Annotated in this window: 14 protein-coding genes; 5 read left to right on the forward strand and 9 right to left on the reverse strand. The window is 70.0% G+C overall.

The window, feature by feature from the left end; all coding sequences use genetic code 11:
* Positions 1-162: 162 nt before the first annotated feature.
* The 3 genes from ACFV9C_RS07395 to ACFV9C_RS07405 all read right to left on the reverse strand — a co-directional run bounded on the left by ACFV9C_RS07395 (position 163) and on the right by ACFV9C_RS07405 (position 3,052).
* Entirely contained in the window at positions 163-927 is a 765-nt protein-coding gene (locus ACFV9C_RS07395) for a sulfite exporter TauE/SafE family protein (protein WP_380191372.1), read from the reverse strand.
* A gap of 348 nt (positions 928-1,275) precedes the next feature.
* Positions 1,276-1,959, reverse strand: coding sequence for a response regulator (locus ACFV9C_RS07400; RefSeq protein WP_380191374.1), 684 nt, complete (start codon positions 1,957-1,959; stop codon positions 1,276-1,278).
* Entirely contained in the window at positions 1,952-3,052 is a 1,101-nt protein-coding gene (locus ACFV9C_RS07405) for a histidine kinase (RefSeq protein ID WP_380191376.1), read from the reverse strand. The genes ACFV9C_RS07400 and ACFV9C_RS07405 overlap by 8 nt, the downstream gene beginning before the upstream one ends.
* Positions 3,053-3,152: 100 nt before the next feature.
* Here ACFV9C_RS07405 and ACFV9C_RS07410 point away from each other — a divergent pair, with 100 nt between their 5' ends.
* Positions 3,153-4,526: an alpha/beta fold hydrolase gene (locus ACFV9C_RS07410; protein ID WP_380191378.1), complete on the forward strand. Its 1,374-nt coding sequence runs from the start codon at positions 3,153-3,155 to the stop codon at positions 4,524-4,526.
* On the opposite strand, the gene ACFV9C_RS07415 is transcribed toward ACFV9C_RS07410, so the two are convergent.
* The 3 genes from ACFV9C_RS07415 to ACFV9C_RS07425 all read right to left on the reverse strand — a co-directional run bounded on the left by ACFV9C_RS07415 (position 4,523) and on the right by ACFV9C_RS07425 (position 9,644).
* Positions 4,523-6,064 (reverse strand): fibronectin type III domain-containing protein, encoded by a 1,542-nt coding sequence (locus ACFV9C_RS07415; RefSeq protein ID WP_380191380.1) that lies wholly within the window; start codon positions 6,062-6,064, stop codon positions 4,523-4,525. The two genes, ACFV9C_RS07410 and ACFV9C_RS07415, sit on opposite strands and share 4 nt — an antisense overlap.
* Before the next feature lie 80 nt (positions 6,065-6,144).
* Positions 6,145-7,476: a rhamnulokinase family protein gene (locus tag ACFV9C_RS07420; RefSeq protein WP_380191381.1), complete on the reverse strand. Its 1,332-nt coding sequence runs from the start codon at positions 7,474-7,476 to the stop codon at positions 6,145-6,147.
* Positions 7,473-9,644: a family 78 glycoside hydrolase catalytic domain gene (locus ACFV9C_RS07425; protein WP_380191383.1), complete on the reverse strand. Its 2,172-nt coding sequence runs from the start codon at positions 9,642-9,644 to the stop codon at positions 7,473-7,475. Before ACFV9C_RS07425 ends, ACFV9C_RS07420 begins: the two co-directional genes overlap by 4 nt.
* Before the next feature lie 67 nt (positions 9,645-9,711).
* Here ACFV9C_RS07425 and ACFV9C_RS07430 point away from each other — a divergent pair, with 67 nt between their 5' ends.
* The 4 genes from ACFV9C_RS07430 to ACFV9C_RS07445 all read left to right on the forward strand — a co-directional run bounded on the left by ACFV9C_RS07430 (position 9,712) and on the right by ACFV9C_RS07445 (position 14,141).
* Complete coding sequence (locus ACFV9C_RS07430; RefSeq protein ID WP_380191385.1) at positions 9,712-10,872, forward strand: GDSL-type esterase/lipase family protein; 1,161 nt, start codon at positions 9,712-9,714, stop codon at positions 10,870-10,872.
* Positions 10,873-10,966: 94 nt separating this feature from the next.
* Positions 10,967-12,343 carry an ABC transporter substrate-binding protein gene (locus ACFV9C_RS07435; RefSeq protein WP_380191386.1) on the forward strand — a complete coding sequence of 459 codons (1,377 nt, stop codon included), beginning with the start codon at positions 10,967-10,969 and terminating at the stop codon, positions 12,341-12,343.
* Complete coding sequence (locus ACFV9C_RS07440) at positions 12,340-13,266, forward strand: carbohydrate ABC transporter permease (RefSeq protein ID WP_380191388.1); 927 nt, start codon at positions 12,340-12,342, stop codon at positions 13,264-13,266. Before ACFV9C_RS07435 ends, ACFV9C_RS07440 begins: the two co-directional genes overlap by 4 nt.
* Complete coding sequence (locus ACFV9C_RS07445) at positions 13,263-14,141, forward strand: carbohydrate ABC transporter permease (RefSeq protein WP_380191390.1); 879 nt, start codon at positions 13,263-13,265, stop codon at positions 14,139-14,141. Before ACFV9C_RS07440 ends, ACFV9C_RS07445 begins: the two co-directional genes overlap by 4 nt.
* A gap of 294 nt (positions 14,142-14,435) precedes the next feature.
* Here ACFV9C_RS07445 and rhaI read toward each other — a convergent pair whose 3' ends face one another.
* The 3 genes from rhaI to ACFV9C_RS07460 form a co-directional block, all read right to left on the reverse strand.
* Positions 14,436-15,611: an L-rhamnose isomerase gene (gene rhaI, locus ACFV9C_RS07450; protein WP_380191392.1), complete on the reverse strand. Its 1,176-nt coding sequence runs from the start codon at positions 15,609-15,611 to the stop codon at positions 14,436-14,438.
* A gap of 89 nt (positions 15,612-15,700) precedes the next feature.
* Positions 15,701-16,705, reverse strand: a complete 1,005-nt coding sequence (locus ACFV9C_RS07455) for a LacI family DNA-binding transcriptional regulator (protein WP_380191394.1) — start codon at positions 16,703-16,705, stop codon at positions 15,701-15,703.
* A gap of 61 nt (positions 16,706-16,766) precedes the next feature.
* On the reverse strand, positions 16,767-19,055 hold the full coding sequence (locus ACFV9C_RS07460) for a DUF4838 domain-containing protein (RefSeq protein ID WP_380191396.1): 2,289 nt from the start codon (positions 19,053-19,055) through the stop codon (positions 16,767-16,769).
* Positions 19,056-19,075 lie beyond the last annotated feature (20 nt).

A 19,075-nucleotide genomic window follows, 5' to 3' on the forward strand; every position in this document is an offset into this window, starting at 1 on the left:
GACGTGTCCGCTCACGAGATCGTCGACGACGATCCCCACCGATAGCGGGTTATCCGGGTCTGGGGAACATTTCCTCCCGAATCGGCACGAAATACTCCCCATCTCACGCTCCTACAGCGCGAACCCCGGGGTTTCAGTTGCCGGTTGAGGCGGCTCAGGACACTAGGACAACATCAGGATCGCGGCGGTGATGCCGGCCAGGACGATGAGGATGCGGAGGTAGGTGGCGGGGAGGCGGCGGCCGATGTGGGCGCCGGCGTAGCCGCCGACGACGGAGCCGGCGGCCAGGAGGGCGGCGGCTTGGAGGTTCAGGTCGGCGATGAACAGGAAGATGGTGCCGGCTACCAGGTTGGCGGCCAGGAGGGCGAGGGTTTTCAGGCCGTTGACGACGCGGAGTTCGAGGTCGAGGCCGAGCCCCAGGACGGCCATCATCATCACGCCGGCACCGGCGCCGAAGTAGCCGCCGTACACGCCGGTCAGCGCGGTGCCGGCGATGGTTGCCGGAGACATCGAACGGCGCAGGTCGTGCGGGTGCTGGGATCGCGAACGCAACCACCGTGAGATCCACGGCTGGACTCCCACGATCAAACACGTGAAGAGGATCAGCCAGGGCGCCGCCGCCGCGAACACCTCCGACGGCAGCGCCAGCAGCAGCGCCGCACCTCCGATTGCGCCGACGGCACACAGGAGCACGACGACAATCACCTGGCGCCGCGGCACCTCCCGTAGTTCACGCCGGTACCCGAACGCGCCACTCAGTGCTCCAGGGAGCAAACCCAACGTATTGGACGCGTTCGCAACCACCGGCGGAATCCCCAGCGCGATGAGCACGGGGAAGCTGAGCAGCGAAGCAACCCCGACGGTCGAGGTGAGAATCCCCGCACCAAACCCCGCCCCAACAACAGCCAACTGCTCGGGCCCGGTCACCACCCGATTATCCCTGAGCACAGGCCTGGCCCATCACCGGCGGGTCAGGACGCGCGCCTCCAGACGCCCTCACCACAGGAGTCACCCACGGGCAGCCGCCTGGCATACCCGCACGCGCTGCTCGCCCGGGCGCGCCCGGGCGACCAGCAGCGCGGGAGTCAACCACGGATCTGGGGTGGGAGCACCCGGGGCACACCACCCGCGCGCTTACACCGCGCGCACCGGTCGCCCCGGAAGTGCACGGAGGCGGGCAGCGCGGGGAGACAGGCACGGGTGGGTGGGAGCGCGCGGAGCCGGGGCGGTGAGGTGCGTAGCGACGAACGGCGGGTGCGGGGGATGCGGGGGGTATCACCTGCGCGCTTGCTGGTGGCGGGGTTGGATGAGGTTGGATTCGTAGGCGGCTATTACCAGTTGGGCTCGGTCGCGGGCGTGGAGTTTGGCGAGGAGGTGGCCGATGTGGGTTTTGACGGTGCCTCGGCCGACGTTCAGGTGGTCGCAGATCTCCTGGTTGGAGAGGCCTCGGGCGATCAGGGTGAGGACTTCGCGTTCGCGGTCGGTGACGCCGTCGAGGCCGGTCAGTGGGGCTTGACCAGGCTCGGCGAGGCGGGCGAACTCGGCGATCAGGCGGCGGGTGATCGACGGTGCGAGCAGGCCTTCGCCGGCGGCGACGACCTCGATCGCCTGGAGCAGGTCGACCGGTGGTACGTCCTTCAGGAGGAAGCCGCTCGCGCCGGCGCGCAGTCCGGCGTACACGGCGTCGTCGAGGTCGAACATGGTGAGGATCAGCACCTTCGTCCCGGCGGTTTCCGGGGCGGAGCAGATCTGGCGGGTGGCTTCGATGCCGTCGAGTTCCGGCATCCGGACGTCCATCAGTACGACGTCGGGCCGCAGACGATGCGCGAGTTCGACCGCCTCGTGGCCGTTGGCTGCCTCGCCGATGGTTGTGAGCCCGGGTGTGGTGTCGATCAGCACGCGGAAGCTCCCGCGCAACAGCGCCTGGTCGTCCGCCACCAGGACCCGGATCTCACTCATGCGGCAGCCGTACGACGACCTCGAACCCGCCGCCCGGCAGCGCCCCGGCGTGGTACGTCCCGCCGTACACGCTGACGCGTTCGCGGATGCCGATCAGCCCGTGCCCCTCGACCGCCGTACCGCCGATGCCGTCGTCGACGACCTCCACCTGTACGGCGTTCGCGCCGCCGGTGACCGTGATCCGGCAACGACGCGCGCGGGCATGCTTGGTGACGTTGGTGAGGCACTCCTGGACGATCCGGTGGACGGTCAGCCCGACGGCCTCCGGGAGCGGCGACGGTACGTCGAGCGTGAGGTCCACGTGGACACCGGTGGACTCGACCCGGGCGACCAACTCCGGCAGCGCCGCCAACCCGGCGGGCGGAGCGAGGTCCGCGGGTTCGTCGTCGCACGTGCGCAGCAGGCCGAGCATGTGCCGCAGCTCGACCAGCGCGTCGCGGCTGGTCGATTCGATCACGGACAACGCGTCGGACACCTCCTCCGGACGGACCTTCAAGACATGGTTCGCGACGCCGGCCTTGACCGCGATCAGACCCATGCTGTGGGCAACGATGTCGTGCAGCTCACGGGCGATCCGCAACCGTTCCGCGGCGACGGCCTGCGCGGCGAGTACCTGCGCCGCCCGGGCTGCCGCCGCGCGCCGGTCCCGGACGACCTGCCCGAGCACCCACGCGCCGTACAGCGCGGCGAACCCGGTCAGCACAACCGCCGCCCGCGACTGCCCCGCAGGCGCCCCGGCCACGACAGCAAGCACGAGTACGACGAACCCGAGACCGCCGGACAGCCCGAGCAGCCGGCGACTCGACACCGGCCGGCTCGAGCGCCGCTCCAACGCAACGACGTACAGCACGTACGCCGCCCCCAGGAACGGATCGCGCAGCCCGTTCCCGAGAACCGCCGCCACCGACACCACCACCGCGAGGGCCAACGCCGGCACCGGCCAGATCCGTCGTACGGCGATCGGCACCGCGAGCCCGACCGCGACAAGCCCAGCCGCAGTGGACGAAGTAACCAGGACGAGTACGGCGTACCCGACCGCAACGGCGCAGTCCACGGCGATCAACTGCCGCCTGCTAAAGCCGTACTCCGTCACGCGTCGAACCTAGCCGACCCGCCGGCGCCCCGCCTCGGACCGTGGTCCGACGGCTCCTGGTCCGATGTGCGAACGGCGAATCCGAGGAACCGTCGGCGGCATGCTGAAACTACTAGCAGTCGGGCTGCTGACGATCAACGTCCTCACCCCGCCCGCCCCAACCCTCACCTGGGGCGAATGCCCCGGCGGCCCGGGCTCGGTCGGGATCGAATGCGCCACGCTGAAGGTCCCGGTCGACTGGGACAGACCTGACGGCCGCCAACTCACGCTGACGATCGGCCGGCTCCGCTCCACCGCCGCGAAGCCGAAGGGGTCCGTGCTGGTCAACTTCGGCGGCCCGGTCGGCATCAGCATCGACCTGATGCGCAAGTACGGCGGCGGCGAGTCGTTCGCCGGGCTGCGCCAGACGATGGACATCGTCACCTGGGACCTCCGCGGCGGCCCGAACGCGCCCGGCCTCAGCACGAACCTCCCCTGCGACTGGACCGGCGCCCGGATCCCGTCGCTCCCCAGGAACCAGGAAGAGTTCGACCGTCTCGCCGCCACCAACCGCGCGGCCGCGGAACGCTGCCAGGCCAAGGATCCGGAGCTGTTCGGCGCGATGGACTCGGCCACCCACGCCCGCGACGCGGACGCGATCCGGCAGGCGCTCGGCGAGCAGCAGACCAGCTTCTACGGCGCGTCGTACGGCGGCTTCATCGGGCAGGCGTACGCGCAACTGTTTCCGCAGCGGGTCCGCGCGATGGTGCTGGACGGGACCTGGAACCACAGCGCCGCGAATTGGAATCGCGAGCTCCCGCTGCTTGCGCGCGACGTTCAGAGCTACGTGGTGCGGTTCTTCGATTGGTGCCGTACGCAAGGAGATTGCGCGAACGCGCCCGCCCTCTGGCAGCAGGTCATGGCCCGCGCACCACTCCTGGCGGGCCAGGTGACGTACAGCGCCGACGACATCCGCTACCAAGCTGTCGCGCTCGCGCGAAATGTCTCATACCCACGACTCGCCGCAGCGCTCAAGAAGGCAGCTGCGACCGGTGACGCGTCCGGCTTCGTCCCCGATCCCCCGAACGCGCCGTACGCCATGACCGCCTCCCCCGGCGTTGTGGAGTGCACCGACTGGCCGCGCCCGGCCGACCAGCGGCAGCTCGAGCAGCAGGTACGCCGGATGCGCGCGGCCGCGCCGTACACGGGTGCGGTGGCGACGATCGCACAGGCGATGCTGTCCTGCGTGGGCTGGCCGATCCCGGTCCGCAATCCGCCGGCGGCGTTGCCGGACGGGCTGCCGCCGCTGCTGATGGCCGGGAACTGGAGCGAGTACCAGGCCGCGTCGCGGGTGGTCGACCAGGTGCCGGGCAGCGGGTCGATCTACCACGACGGACCGGGGCACACGCTGTACCAGTCCAACGCGTGCGCCCGGCAGAAGATCGACGCCTACCTGGCCGATCTCGTCGTACCAGCTCGCGGAACTCGCTGCTAACGGACCCGGACGGTGGCCGCGGCGCTCTTGCTGACGTTGCGGCCGTCGCTGACCTCGACGTGGTACGACAGCGTCTGGCCGCTGGTCAGGCCGGAGTCGGTGACCGAGGTGACGGCCGGCTTGGTCCACGAGTTCGACGTCCGCGACCAGCTGCCGATCCGGGTCGTGCCGCGGTACACCAGGTAGGTGAGCGTCAGGTTGTCGCGGTCGAGCACGGTGCTGAAGGCGATCGTCACCTTGTTCGGCCGCGCGCTCGCCAGCTTCGGCGCGGCCGGACGGGCCGGCGCGGCACCACCCGGTACGCCGTTGAACCGGGTCAGCCCCTCCTGCGGCTTGCCGTTCACCGCGGTGAAGTCGCCGCCCGCCCACAGGTCGTTGCCGCCGGACGCGAACGCGAGCGGGCCGACCAGCGTCGTACCGCCCGCGTCGGTGTTCGGGAACCACGGACCGAGCTTGCCGGTGATCGTGCTGTAGACCAGCAGGTGGTGCATGCCGGTCTTGTCCGGGAACTCGCCGTCCGCGCTGCAGTCGTGGGCGTGCGAGCCCTTGTACAGCCAGTTGCCGATCGCAACGATCGCCTCGGTCGCGCCCAGGCACTTGCTCTGCCAGAGCAGCTTGCCGGTCCCACTGTCGGCGGCGAGTACGCCGTCGTAGCACTCCATGCTGTTGGTGCCGGCGTTCGACGCGAACACCTTGTTTCCCTGGACCTCGAGGTCCTTGACCCGGCTGTCGCACTCCTCCGACTTCGGCGGGATCGCTGCCGCGGCCGGCATCGACAGGACAGCGCCGGTACGGGCGTTCAGCATCGCGAGCGCATGCTGGTCCCGGCCGCCGATCGTGGTGAACCCGCCGCCGACGAAGACCCGCGTGCCGTCGGTCGAGACCTCGATGGCGTGGACGTCGTCATCCGCTCCCGGGTTCCACGGCAGCAGCGCGCCGGTGCTGAGCGCGACCGCGGCCAGCCGCGCGCGGCCGACCTTGTCGACGGCGCCGAACGAGCCGCCCAGGTAGACCGTGCTCGCGGTCACCTTCAGCGCGGCGACCCGGTAGTTCACCACCGGGTCCCAGCCGGCCACGAGCTTGCCGGTGGCAACGTCGAACATCGCCACCCGGGATCGCGGTACGCCGTCCACGACCGTGAAGTCGCCGCCGATCACGACCCGGCGCCCGTCCGGCGACGCGGCGACGCTCCACACCGGCCCGTTGACGCTCGGCGCGAACCGGGTCGGTACGCCGGTGGTCCGGTTGAGCACCACGAAGTACTTCCGCGCCACGTCCCCGACGCCGCGCGCCTTGCCCGGCGGCCGGACCCGGGTGAACAGCCCGCCCGCGAACACCAGGTCCCCGGCGACGGCGAGCGCGTTCACGCTCGCGTTCGTCTGCCAGGACGGCTGCTCCACCGACGACAACGCCGACCCGAACCCGCGCGGCGCGCTGTGGGTCGCGGTCTCGGCCGCCTGCACGGCGGGCCCGGACGGAATCAGTGCGGCAGCGGCAACAGCCGCAGCGGTGACCGCGGCCAGAACGGCCTTCTTCATGAGCGAACCCCCAAGGGCCCGCTCCGGCGGAAGATGCCGACCCCATGACTTGGTGACAATGCGCCGTCAAACGATAACTGTCAGCACATGTCCGGCCACAATCGCCCCACCTGAACCAGCACGTTCCCACGCGCCGTCGCCTCCACCGGCCCGGCCACGACCGGGAGACCGGACAGCTCCGAGGTCAGCCGGCAGAGCAGGTCGTTCTGCGATCCGCCGCCGACGAGGTGAATCGCCCGAGGGTCGGTCCCAGCGAGGCGCGCGAGCTCGCGGGCGCTCTCGGCGTAGGCCGTGGCAAGCGAGTCGAGGATGCACCGGACCGTCGCGGGCGGCCCGCTCAGCGGGCGCTGATCCGTCGCCCGGACGAGCGCGTCGATCCGGTCCGGCATAGCGCCCGGAGCGATCAGGTCGTTGCTGTCGACATCGATGACCGGCCCGCCGGCCGGCAACGCCTCGGCCTCCGCGAGCAGCGGGTACAGGTCGGGGCTTCCCCAGGCGACCAACGATTCCTGGAGCAACCACAGACCGGCGAGGTTGCGGAGGAACAGCGTCTGCCCACCCGCCCCGAGCTCGTTGCTGACCCCGGCACGCAACGACTCGCCACTGACGATCGGGCCGTCGAGCTCCAGCCCGACCAGTGACCAGGTGCCGCTGGAGACGAACACGGCCGGTCCTTCATGACGGTGTAGACCGGCCACCGCCGACGCGGTGTCGTGCGAACCGACCCGGACCACCACGACATCGGACCGCAGGCCCGTCGCCCGGACAACCTCCGGCCGCAATGGTCCGACCACGTCGCCCGCGGCTCGCAACGGCGGCAACAGCTCCGACGGCAGCCCGAGCGCGGCCAGCACCTCCGGCGACCAGTCCCGCGTCCGTACGTCGAGCAACCCGGTCGTCGAGGCGATCGTCAGCTCGGTCCCGAGTACGCCGGTCAGCTCGTGGACGAGGAGATCCGGCAGCATCACCACCGACGCGGCCCCGTCCCACGCATCGGCCGCGAGCTGGTACACGGTGTTGATCGGCAACGGTTGCAGCCCGTTCACGTCGTACAGCTTCTCGACGCCGCCGAACCGCTCGTGCACCACGTCGACCACGCCCGCGGTCCGGTCGTCGCGATACGACACCGGATCCGCCAGCAGTACGCCGGACTCGTCGAGCAGGCCGTAGTCCACTCCCCAGGTGTCGATGCCGATCGACTCGACCTCCGGGTACGCCCGCGCCAGCGCCCGCAGCCCGGTGCGGACCTCGGCCTTGAGGACGGCGTACGGCCAGCGCAGCCGACCGTCGCGGCGGTCCGCGCGGTAGCTGAAACGGTGCACCGTCCGCAGCGTGACCTCGCCCTTGTCGACGATCCCGGCGATCACCCGGCCGCCGGACGCACCGAGGTCGACGGCTCCGCAGACCCTCATCCGGCGAACCGGTGCTGCCCGGGACCGACGTCGTACGACGTCCCGTCCGGCAACTCCACGACCGCCGTCGTCTCTGCCGGTACGACGACCTCCAGGACGAAGGCACCGTCCGCGACAGTCCACGCGCTGCGGAGTTCGCCGTGCCCGGTGCGGTACGACGCGGCCGCCGAGGTCAACCCTCCGCAGGGCCGCGGCCGGATCACCACCCGGTGGAAGCCGATGTCACCGGGCGCCTGTTGCAGTCCCGCGACGTGGCCGAAGAACCAGTCGTCGATCGCGCCGTTCATGAAGTGGTTCTGGCTGAACCCGAACGTTGGCCCGTCCCACGTCTCGGTGAGCGACGTCGCTCCGTGCCGCAGCATGTACCCGTACCCGGGCCGCTCGTCGACCTGCGTCAGCTGGTACAGCGTCTCGTGCCGGTCGTACGCCGCGAGCACCTCGACCAGGGAGGCCATCGCGATCTCCCCCACGTCCAGGTAGTAGCCGTCAGCAACGATCCGGCGCTCCAGCCGATCCACCGCGGCCGCCTCCTCCGCGCCGGTGAGAACGCCCGAATGGATCGCGACCGCGAGCTCCGCCACGGACTCACTCCCCACCTCCACCACCGACTCGCTGCCCACCTCCGCCGTGACGAACCGCCGGCGAACATCCCCCACGACCGTCGCCCGCAGGTCGTTCCACCGCCCGCGGTCCCGCCCGAGCACGTCAGCAATGAGAGCCAGTACGCCGAGCGCCCGGGCGAGCGTCGCCGTCGCGACGAACGGCACATACCGGAAGTCCCGCCCGTTCCAGTCCCCCAGCCCGTAGGTGACGAGCCCGTCGTCCCGCGACGCCAATAGGTAGTCGACGTACCGGACGGCCGTGTCGTAGTTGGCCGCCGATACGTCGAGGTCGCCGTACGTGCGGTAGAGCTGCCAGGGCAGGAAGACGCTCACGAGGCCGAAGTTCACGTCGCCGCGCCACGGGTCGGGGAACGGGTCCCACTCCGGCGCGTACAGCGCGATATGCCCGCTCGGCTCCTGCGCCTCGCGGACGATCCGCAGCGTGTTCGCCAGCAGCTCGCGTACGTCGTAGTTCCAGCGCAGGATGGGGTAGACCAGGTGCAGCTGCTCGAGGTACCCGAGCTTCTCGCGCTGCGGGCAGTCGGTGAACATCGAGTACATGTTGGACGTGATCGCGCGGCGGATGATCCGGTGTAGCTCGGTCATGGTGGCGTCGGACGAGGTGAACGTACCGGCCGGATCGGCGGCCGCCGCCAGGACCAGACCGCGGGCCTCGGGCGCGGCGGGCAGACCCGAGATCTCCAGGTAGCGCAGGCCGTTGTAGCAGAACCTCGGGTGCCAGGTCAGCGGGGCGTCGGCGGTCGTGACGGTGTGGAAGACAGGGCCCCAGCCTTCGGTCACGGGGTTGATCGCGCCCGAGGGTTCGAGCAGTTCGGCGGGACGCAGGCGGACCTCGGCGTTCGGCGGCAGGTCGAGTTCGATCCAGCCGGCGAAGTTCACGCCGAAGTCGACGACGTGGACGCCTGGGCGCACCGTGGTCACGGACCGGGCGGCGAGGCGTTCGACCTCGCGGATCGGCGGGATGGCCTTCGCGGACAGCTTGAGTTCCGCGGGCACCTTCGCGGGGACGGCGGCCGGCCAGGACGCGATCGCCTGCAGGTCGGGCTCATCATGCGCGTCGTAGTCCTCGCCGCCGACCCAGTTCGCCGTCCGGACCGCGCCGGTCGTCGCGTGCCACGGTCCCAGCTCGTTGGAGCCGTCGTCGTCGGTCCAGGAGAGCGTGGCGCAGGCGGCGAGGTCGCCGTACGCGGTCTCGATCTTGGTCCAGCGGTCCTCGGTCTTGCGGGAGCGGTAGCAGCCGGGGCCGAGCTCGATCGTGATCACGTTCGGCCCGGGGACGAGCCGCGCGGTGACGTCGTACGTGCAGAACTCGGCGCGGCGCGCGTAGTCGGTGTAGCCGGGCTCGAGCGGGTCGCTGACGACCTCGCCGTTGACCGCGGCGACGAACACGCCGAGCCCGGCCACCCGCAAGGTCGCGGCCCGGGGCTCACCAGTCACCTCGATCGCGGTGCCGAGCACCGGCAGCGGCCCGTCGGGGTCCTGCTGCCAGGCCGCGCTGGTCATCCATCCGGTCCGCCGGTCCGGCGCGTTCGCGTCGTCGTCCATGGCGCCGAAGTCTAGGCACGATTGGAGCGATTCAACTAGCCTTCGGGGACCAAGAGAAGGAGTCCGCATGGATCAGCTGTGGGAGATGGTGGCGACCGCCGGCGGGATCGCGCCGGCCGAGCGGCGGGTGGTCGTGGACGAGCCGGTCGACCTGCCGGACGGCGAACCGGACCGCTGGCGGCACGGCTACCGGCTGCGCGGTGTGATGACCGACTGCCGCGGGATCGACGACACCGCCGCACCCGGCGCCCTGCGACCAGGCACCCTGCGGCTGCGCGACGCCGACGGCCCGCTCCGGCCCGGCACCGACTACCTCGTCGACGAGCACTGGGCCGCGCTCACCAGGAAGCGCCCACTACGAGAGCCTGTCGCCGAGTACGAGTACTCCCTGCTGCGCGTCGACGTCCTGCTCGCCGACGGCCGCCTCCTCCGCGGCCACAGCCACCTCAGCAACCCGCAGCCCCCAGGTATCCCGGACGACAGCAAGCCCCTGGCCACGATCTTCGTGCCGTACGCCGGCGACGACCCACTACTGATCCCGTGGACGGACGTTGCCCGTACGCCGCTCTCGGCACCGCAACTCGACCGCCTTCCCGCAGTCCGGAAGGCGATCGCCGAAGGGCGGCCGGTCCGCATCACCTGCTGGGGCGACAGCGTCACGGCCGGCGGATCGGCGTCCAGCGAGCGGACGGCGTACCCCTCACAACTCCAGGACCTCCTCCGCACCGCCGGCATCGCGGCCGAGCTCCGCACGGTCGCGATCGGCGGCAGCGAGTCGCCCGAATGGCTGTCCGACGGCGCCGCGCCGAACGGCGCGGACTGGCGGAACGTCGCCGCCACCAAGCCCGACCTGATCACGCTCGAGTTCGTCAACGACGCCGAGCTCGACCCGTCCCGCTGGCCGTCGCTGTACGACGAGATCCACACCCGCTGCCGCGCAACCGGCGCCGATCTGCTGCTGCTCGAACCGCATTTCACCCGCCCGGACTGGATGCACCTCGACCGCATCGACGCCCCGGACCCACGCCCGTACGTCGCCTTCCTGCGCGCCTTCGCCGCCCGGGAATCCGTCGCGATCGCCGCCGTCTCCGACCGCTGGCACCGCCTGTACGCCGAGGGCGTCGCCTACCCCACGCTGCTCCGCAACGGCATCAACCACCCCGACGACCGCGGCCACCGCATCTACGCCGAAGAGGCAGCGGCCGTCCTCGGCGTACGACCCGGCTGACCTCGTCCGGTCCCGGTCAGAGCCGTTGTCGCGGCCGCACCACTGTGCTATATCTCTCCGAATTGGAGCGGTTCAATTCCCGAGGGAGTCCCGAATGACTGTGCTGCGAAAGATGGCCGTCGCGGCCGCGCTGACCGCCGTACTCACGGCCGGCGCCGGCTGCGGGAAGAGCGCCGGCGACAGCTCGGCCGCCGGCGGGAAGGTGAAGATCTCCGTCAACGGCCTGCCCGGCAACGACAACCCGGCCGGACGCAAGGAGTTCCTGGCCCAGGTCACCGCGTTCGAGGCGAAGAACCCGAACATCGACCTCGAGCCGGTCGACTGGACCTGGGACGCCCGGACGTTCACCGCCCAGCTCGCGGGCGGTGACCTGCCGACCAGCTTCCAGGCGCCGTTCACCGAGTCCGGCGGGCTGATCGCGCGGCACCAGATCAAGGATCTGACCAAGTGGGTGGAGGCGAGCCCGAAGCTGAAGTCGATCCTGCCGACGATGCTCGACGCGGTGAAGGGCACCGACGGCCACTACTACGCGGTCCCGACGTTCGCCACCCAGAACGGCATCCTGATCCACCGCGGCCTGTTCACCAAGGCAGGCCTGGACCCGGACAAGCCGTTCAGCTCCTGGGACGAGCTGGCCCAGGCCGCGCAGAAGATCACCCAGGCGACCGGCAAGGCCGGCTACTGCCAGCTCACCAAGCAGAACCAGGGCGGCTGGATCCTCACCTCGATCATCGCTGCCATGGGCAACGAACTGGAGACCCGGGACGGTGACAAGTTCACCGCGAACGTCGACAGCCCCGGCGCGCACGCCGCGCTGGAGTTCCTCCGCAAGGTCCGCTGGGACTACAACGCGGCCGGGTCGAACTTCCTCATCGACTTCACCGCGCTGGCGCCGGAGTTCGCGGCCGGCCGCTGCGGGATCATGGTCGGCCCGGACGGCTGGCTCGGCGAGTTCGTCACGAAGAACAAGATGAACCCGAGGGACTTCGGGATGTTCCCGATGCCGCAGACCGCGAACGGGCTCGGTGGTCTCGGCGGCGGCACGCTGTCGGTCCTGCGGGCGGACGCCACCGACGCCCAGGTGGACGCGGCCGTCAAGTGGCTCGAGTTCCGGTTCCTCGACCAGTACTACGACACCAAGACCGCGGCCGACCTCGCGAAGGCGCAGGCGGCCGACGGCAATCCGGTCCCGGGCACGTTCTACGCGATCGTCAACCAGCAGGCGTACCAGCCGTACCTCGAGGCGATCAAGCCGTACATCAACGTCCCGGTCGCGAACGTGCAGACCTACGTCGACGCCACCCGGAAGCTGCCGGTCGTCTCCGAGCCGCCGATCGAGGCGCAGCAGCTCTACGCGTTGCTCGACACCGTCATCCAGGCGGTGCTGACCCGCAAGGACGCCGACATCGACGCGCTGCTGAAGCAGGCCCAGTCGCAGGCCACCACGATCCTCGCCACGGCCCAACGGTGAGCCGTACCGCTGTCCGCCCGAGCGGGCTGCGCCACCAGGCGCCGCCCGCTCCGGCACGCCCGCGCCGGATCCGTCTCGACGCGCTGCTCTTCGGACTGCCGACGATCCTGGTGTTCGCGATCTTCTCCTGGTGGCCACTGCTCCGCGGTCTCGCGCTGAGCTTCCAGCGCACCAACTTCCTGCAGACCACCTGGGTCGGCCTGGAGAACTTCCATCGGGTACTGACCGACCCACTCCTCGGCCAAGCCGTCGCGAACACGGCGTACTTCGCCCTGCTGGCAGCCCTCTTCGGTTTCCCGGTCCCGCTGCTCGCAGCGACCCTGATCGCCGAAATGCGCCGTTCCCGCCAGCTCGCGACGGTGCTGGTCTTCATCCCGGTCATCCTGCCGCCGGTGGTCAGCATCCTGCTCTGGCGCGAGTTCTACGACCCGGGCAAGGACGGCCTGTTCAATTCGCTGCTCGGCGCCGTCGGCATCGGCCCGGTCGCCTGGCTCCAGGACGCGGTCACCGCGATGCCTTCGCTGGTCCTGATGGCCACCTGGTCCGCGTTCGGCCAGGGCACGGTCATCTTCGTGGCCGCGCTGATGTCGATCCGGAGCGAGCTGTACGAGGCCGCGGAGATCGACGGCGCGTCGCTGCCGAGGCGCTTCTGGCACATCACCTTGCCGCAGCTGCGCACCGTCGTACTCGTCCTGCTGCTCCTGCAGATCATCGGAACCCTGCAGGTCTTCACCGAACCGTTCCTACTCACCGGCGGCGGTCCGGAGAACAAGACCGTCACCGTCCTGCTGCTGATCTACAACTACGCCTTCGTGTACGGCGACTTCGGCGCCGCCACCGCCTTGAGCCTGCTACTCGCGGTCGTGCTCGCCGCGGTGTCGGCCGTGTACCTGTTCGCGACCCGGAAATGGAGCCAGACATGAGCAGTCGGGACGCCGAGGAACGCAGCATCATCTCCGCGGCCGACCTGCGCCGTACTCCGGTCAGGATCGGACTCGCCCTGGCGATCCTGACCGGACTGGTGCTGGCAGCGATCGTCGGACTCGGACCGCTGCTCTGGCTGGCGAAAGCGGCAGTGTCGACAACCGAAGACACCGTCACGCGGCCGCTCGCCCTGTGGCCGTCCGGCGTGCAGTGGCACAACATCGCCGACGCCTGGACCAGCATCGGCATCGGCCGCTCGACTCTGAACACGATCCTGCTCGCGGCCGGCACGATGATCACCTCGATCATCGTCTCCACCACCGGCGGCTACGTCCTCGCCGTACTGCGACCGCGCTGGGCGCCCGTCCTGCAGGGGCTGATCCTCGCGACGCTGTTCGTTCCCGGGACGATCACGCTGGTCCCGCTCTACCTCACAGTCAAACAGCTCGGGTTCACCGGCAACTACTTCGGCGTCTGGCTGCCCGCGGCGGCGAGCGCGTTCAACCTGCTGATCGTGAAGCAGTTCTTCGACCGGATCCCCGCCGAGCTGTACGAGGCGGCCCGGATCGACGGCGCCGGGTCGTTCGGCGTGTTCGTCTGGATCCTGCTGCCGATGGCCCGGCCGATCCTCGGGGTCGTCCTGATGCTGACGTTCATCGCGTCCTGGAAAGACTTCCTCTGGCCGCTGCTCGTACTCACCAAGCCGGAGACGCAGCCGCTCAGCGTGGCACTGTTCAAGGTCTCACTGACCGCCGAGAAGTCGTTGCTGCTGGCCGGAATGTTCTGCACCGTGGTCATCCCGCTCGTACTGTTCCTGATCTTCCAACGCCAATTCCTCCGCAGCGCAGGCGCCGCCGGCGCCGTCAAGGGCTGACAGCCGGCGGCCTCTAGCGTGCGGCGCCTGAAGCCCGCACCCCTAAGTCCGGGCTCCCGTCCACACACCCCAACACCCGCCGGACCGCCCGCCCAAACCAGCTCGGGGAGCCCCGCCGCCCGATCGGGCTCTGACGGTCCCCAGTCGGGCCGGGTCGGTCTGCAGGTGCTCGTCTTTGGGAAGCCACCGACCATGATCGGGCCGCGAGAATGGTTGGTGGCTTCTCAAAGTACCTCAGCGGGGCCTGCGGCTTAGGGTGCGAGCTTCCGATGTAGGTGCTGGCGGCAACCGATCTCACCAGCCGGCTGGTACGCCGATCCGGTCCGCGGCGAGTTTGCGGGGGAGGTCCGAGTCCAGGTACGCCCGCAGCGGGTCGACCGGTCCACCGAGCAATTCCCGCGCCTGCCACAGCAACGGCCGTACGTCGGTCTGGAACGCACTGTCCACCACCGTGTTCGCGCCGACCACGTCGCCCGCGTCCTGCGCCTTCCGCAGCTCGTCCCGGTCGATCAGCAACGACTTCGCGTAGGCGATCTGACAGGCCTCGATGCTGCGCAGCATCGCCGGAAGCTTCTCCTCCACCATCGCGCACTGGTCGATCTTGAACAGCACACCGGCCGCCCCGGCCGCGATCGCCGGATTCGGATCGGCCAGCGCGCTGGTGATCTCGGCCATGATCAGGAACAGCTCGTACGGGTTCGTGGACCCGACCATCAGGTCGTCGTCGGCGTACCGCTTGCCGTTCAGGTCGAAACCGCCGAGGCGCCGCTGCCCGAGCAGCGTGGCGACGATGTGCTCGATGTTCACGCCGAGCGCGTGGTGGCCGAGGTCGACCAGCACGTTCGCCCGGTCCCCCAGCTCCTGGCAGAGCAACAGCGACTGACCCCAGTCGGCGATGTCGGTGTGGTAGAACGCCGGCTCGAAGAGCTTGTACTCCAGGATCATCGACATGTCCGGGTCGAGCGCGTCGTACACCTGCCGCAGCGACTCCCGCAGCCACTCGCGGCGCCGGCGGAAGTCGCCCTGGCCCGGGTAGTTGGTGCCGTCGGCAACCCACATCGACAGCTGCTTCGAGCCGGTGGTCCGCATGATGTCGACGCATTCGACCGACGTCGCGACCGCCTTGGCCCGGATCGCCGGGTCCGGGTTGGTGAACGAGCCGTGGTGGTAGTCGTCGTCCTGGAAGATGTTCGGGCTGATCGACCCGATCCGGACGCCCTGCTGCTCGGCGTACCGGCGGAGTTCAGCGTAGTCGGTGCGGTCCCACGGGATGTGCAGCGCGACCGTCGGCGTCACGCCGGTCAGCCGGTGCACGAGCGCGGCGTCGTCGACCTTCTCGTGCACGGTCCGCGGCGTACCGGGGGTGTTGAACACCTTGAACCGGGTGCCGGTGCTCACGTAGCCCCAGCTCTGGGTCTCGATCGTGAAGCCGGCGATGCGTTCGACGAGCTCGTTCGGGCTGGCCGTCATGTCCCCACTCCTCCTGGTAGCTGCAAGATTGAACCGCTCCAATTCTAGAGTGCGGAAGGCGGCCGGGGGTCTGGCGCGGCAGGAATCGGTCAGGACGCGGTCGAGCCGCGGACGACCAGCTCGGGCGCGAACCGGCGGGCCTCGTGCACGTGGCCGGTGTCGGTCACCTCGCTGAGCAGCAGCTCGAACGCGGTCCGCCCCATCGCGGCCATCGGCTGCCGGACGGTGGTCAGCGGGATGGCCAGATACTGCGCGAGATCGATGTCGTCGTACCCGCAGATCGCGACCTGACCCGGGACGTCGACGCCCAGCTCCTGCAGGCCGAACATCAGGCCCATCGCGATCAGGTCGTTGCCGCAGAGCACCGCCAGCGGGCTGGTGAGATCACTCTTCGCGACGGTGGTCGCGATCTCCCGCCCGCTGGCCACGTCGTCCGCGGCGACCAGGATCTCCTGGACGTGCACGCCCCGGCCGCGGCCGTCCCCGGCGAGCGCCTGCCGCAGGCCGGCCAGCCGGTCGCCGTGCTGGGTGGTCCGCGCGGGCCGGCCGGCGAAGGCGATCTGCCGGTACCCGCACTCGAGGAAGTGCGCGCCGACCAGCCGGCCGCCGTCGACGTCGTCCACCGACACCGAGCACTCCTCGGGACCGCCGGGCGTGTCCAGCAGCACCACCCGGGTGCCGATCCCGCGCAGGCTCGCCACCGAGGTGGCCCGCATCGCCGTCGTGGTCAGCAGGACGCCCTGCGCGCGCTGCCGCATCAGCAGCCGCAGCGCGTTGTCCTCCCGCCCGGGCTCGGCGCCGGTGCTGGTCAGCGTCACCACGTAGTCGCGCTCCAGCGCGATGTCCTCCACAGCCCGGGCCATCTCGCCGAAGAACGGGTTGCTGGCGTCGTGGACGACCATGCCGACGAATCGGCCCATTCCGCCGGCCAGCACCCGTGCGGACTCGTTCGGAACGTACCCGAGCATGTCCATCGCGTTCTTCACCCGCAGCCGGGTGGCCTCGGCGACGATCTCCGGGCGGTTGATCACGTTGCTCACGGTGGACCGGGCGACGCCGGCCAGCCGGGCGACGTCCTCGATGTTCGCTATCACACGGGACCCATCTGTCGGACCGATGCGGAGGGCATCGTCTGGAGCGCGTCAATCGTACCGATCAGGCCTTGATCGCGAACACCCGGTCGATCCAGAGCGCCGGCACCTTGGACAGGTTCTGGACGTACAGCACGTGCTGCGAGTCCCGGCTGTACGTCCCGGGCAACTCGATCTCGTGGTACTCGCCGTCGGCAAGGTCGCCCGCGGTCTTCACCACGGTGTTCCCGAACGGCGGGTACACGCCGAGCTCGGCGACCGACGTACCGGCGGCCAGGGTCCCGACGTCGGCGCGCAGCGAGAGGAACAGCCGCCAGTTCCCGTCGCCGAGCTGATCGAGCCAGAACTGCACGCCCCACTGCGAGTCGTTCGGGTCCATCCGCAGCGCCCGGTGGTTGGACGCCTTCAGGTCGGTCGCGAGGCTTGTCATCCACGGCGCCGCGATCAGGATCCGGCTCTCCTGGAAGTCGGCCCACTGGTCCGCGGGCAACCCCTTGACCGCTGCCGGTGGCGTGATGTCGCCGGGCGGCACCGGGTTCACGTCGTACTCGTCGACGATCTTGCCGACATCGCCGCCACCCTCCGCGTACCGGCTCATCCCGGTCAGCTGCAGGGACCGCTTCGCGCGTGCCTTCCGGTTGCCGAGGTCCAGGTCCCAGGTCTGGCCGGCCTTCGCCAGATCCTCGAGGTACGCCGGGGCACGCATGAAGATCACGTAGTCCAGCTGGAACCGCGCGACCGCGAGCCGGTCGAGCAGCTCCTGGTCCCCGTGCACCGCGGCCTCGGCGGCGGCGAAGTGCCCGTCGGCGGCGCGCACCACGTCGAGCGCGTAGATCCGGGACATGTACTGCGACGCCTCGGACAGCGGACCGTTCGCCTCCTTCGACTCCCACAACGTCCGCAGGTACGCCTCGACGTGTTCGGCCGCGGCACCGTAGTACCCGTCGAGGTAGTCGCGGACGGTACGCCGTACGTCGAGCGACGGGTCCCACGCGAGCCGCGACAGTACCCACGTCCGCATCGAGGCCATGTCGCCGCCGCGGGTGTTCCAGACACCCTGGATGAACAGGCCCTGCACCTGCGGAAGCTTCGCGACCTGGCGGAGCGACTCGAACCCGTCGTACCACTGCGGGAACGGCATCAGGTAGCTGGAGAACATCGTCTGGTAGTCCCAGAGCACGATGTTCTTCGCGATCTTGGTCCAGCCGAGCAGGTACGCCCGCTGGTCCGCGTTCGCGTCGTCCAGGATCGGCTTGCCGCGGTTGGCGTAGATCGGGCAGAACGTGATCACCACGTTGTCCTCGACCGTCATCCCGGTCGGCGGCTGGATCGACCACTGGTACGCCTCGGTCTCCAGGCGGGCGGCCGGGATCACCTTGCGGACCCGGCGGGCCACGTCGTTGACGAAGTCCAGCATCGCGGCGCAGCCCGCGCCGCCGTGCGCGTCGATGAACGCCTGGCTGGCCGGGTCCGGGTGCCACGGGTTCGCGTCCCACTGGATGGTGCCGAGCGACGCGTTCTCGCCGCGGGCGATCCGTTCGTTGATCAGCCGGATCACGGTCGCGGTCGCCTGGCTGCGCGCGTCCGGGTTCATGAACTGGACGTTGCCGTCCTGGATCAGCGTCTTGTCCGTCACCAGGTCGCGGAAGAACGTCGGCCGGTCCTCGGGCCAGTACCCGGACCACACGTTCAGGTCGGCCGGCTGCGGTACGTCGTACATGTCGCGGCGGCCGTTCAGCCGCAGGTGATGCCGGTTCTCGGCGCTGAAGGCCTCGCCGTAGTGCAGCTGCCGGAACCGGAACCGCGGCACGTAGTCGCGGTTCAGCGGATCGGTGTCGAGGTCGATCGTGCTCCGCGACGGGACGGTCTCGGTGTTCTCGGCGTACCAGTGCACGCCGAGCTGGGTCTCGGCGAACCAGTACGCGCCGTGCAGCGTGCCGAGCGGGCCGGGGCCGGTGATCAGCACGTCCTTGCCGCTGACCCGGACGGCGAACCCGTCGTCGGCGAGAGCGCTCCGATCGATCCGCCCGAACCTGCCGGCCGCCGGATTGTTGGTGCCCACAACGATCAGGTCGTGGTACCCGGACCGCACGGTGTTCTCGTCCACCAACGGGATCGCCGCACCGGTCACCCGGCTCAGGTAGTCGACCAGCTCCCGGGCGGCCCGCCGTACCATCGGCGCATCCTTGCTGCCGGCAAGTACGGCGTACGTCGAGCGTCCGCGCTGGGCGAGCTGCAGTTGGTCCCGGCCGGCGTGCGCGACACCGGCCGGGAGGACGCCGGCGAACGCGGCGGCCATACCGCCGACCGCCCCGGTGCGGAGGACGGTACGGCGGGAGACGTGTTCGGACATGCGAGGGCTCCTGTCTCGTG

It is taken from the genome of Kribbella sp. NPDC059898 (assembly GCF_042730855.1).
Taxonomy (GTDB): Bacteria; Actinomycetota; Actinomycetes; order Propionibacteriales; family Kribbellaceae; genus Kribbella.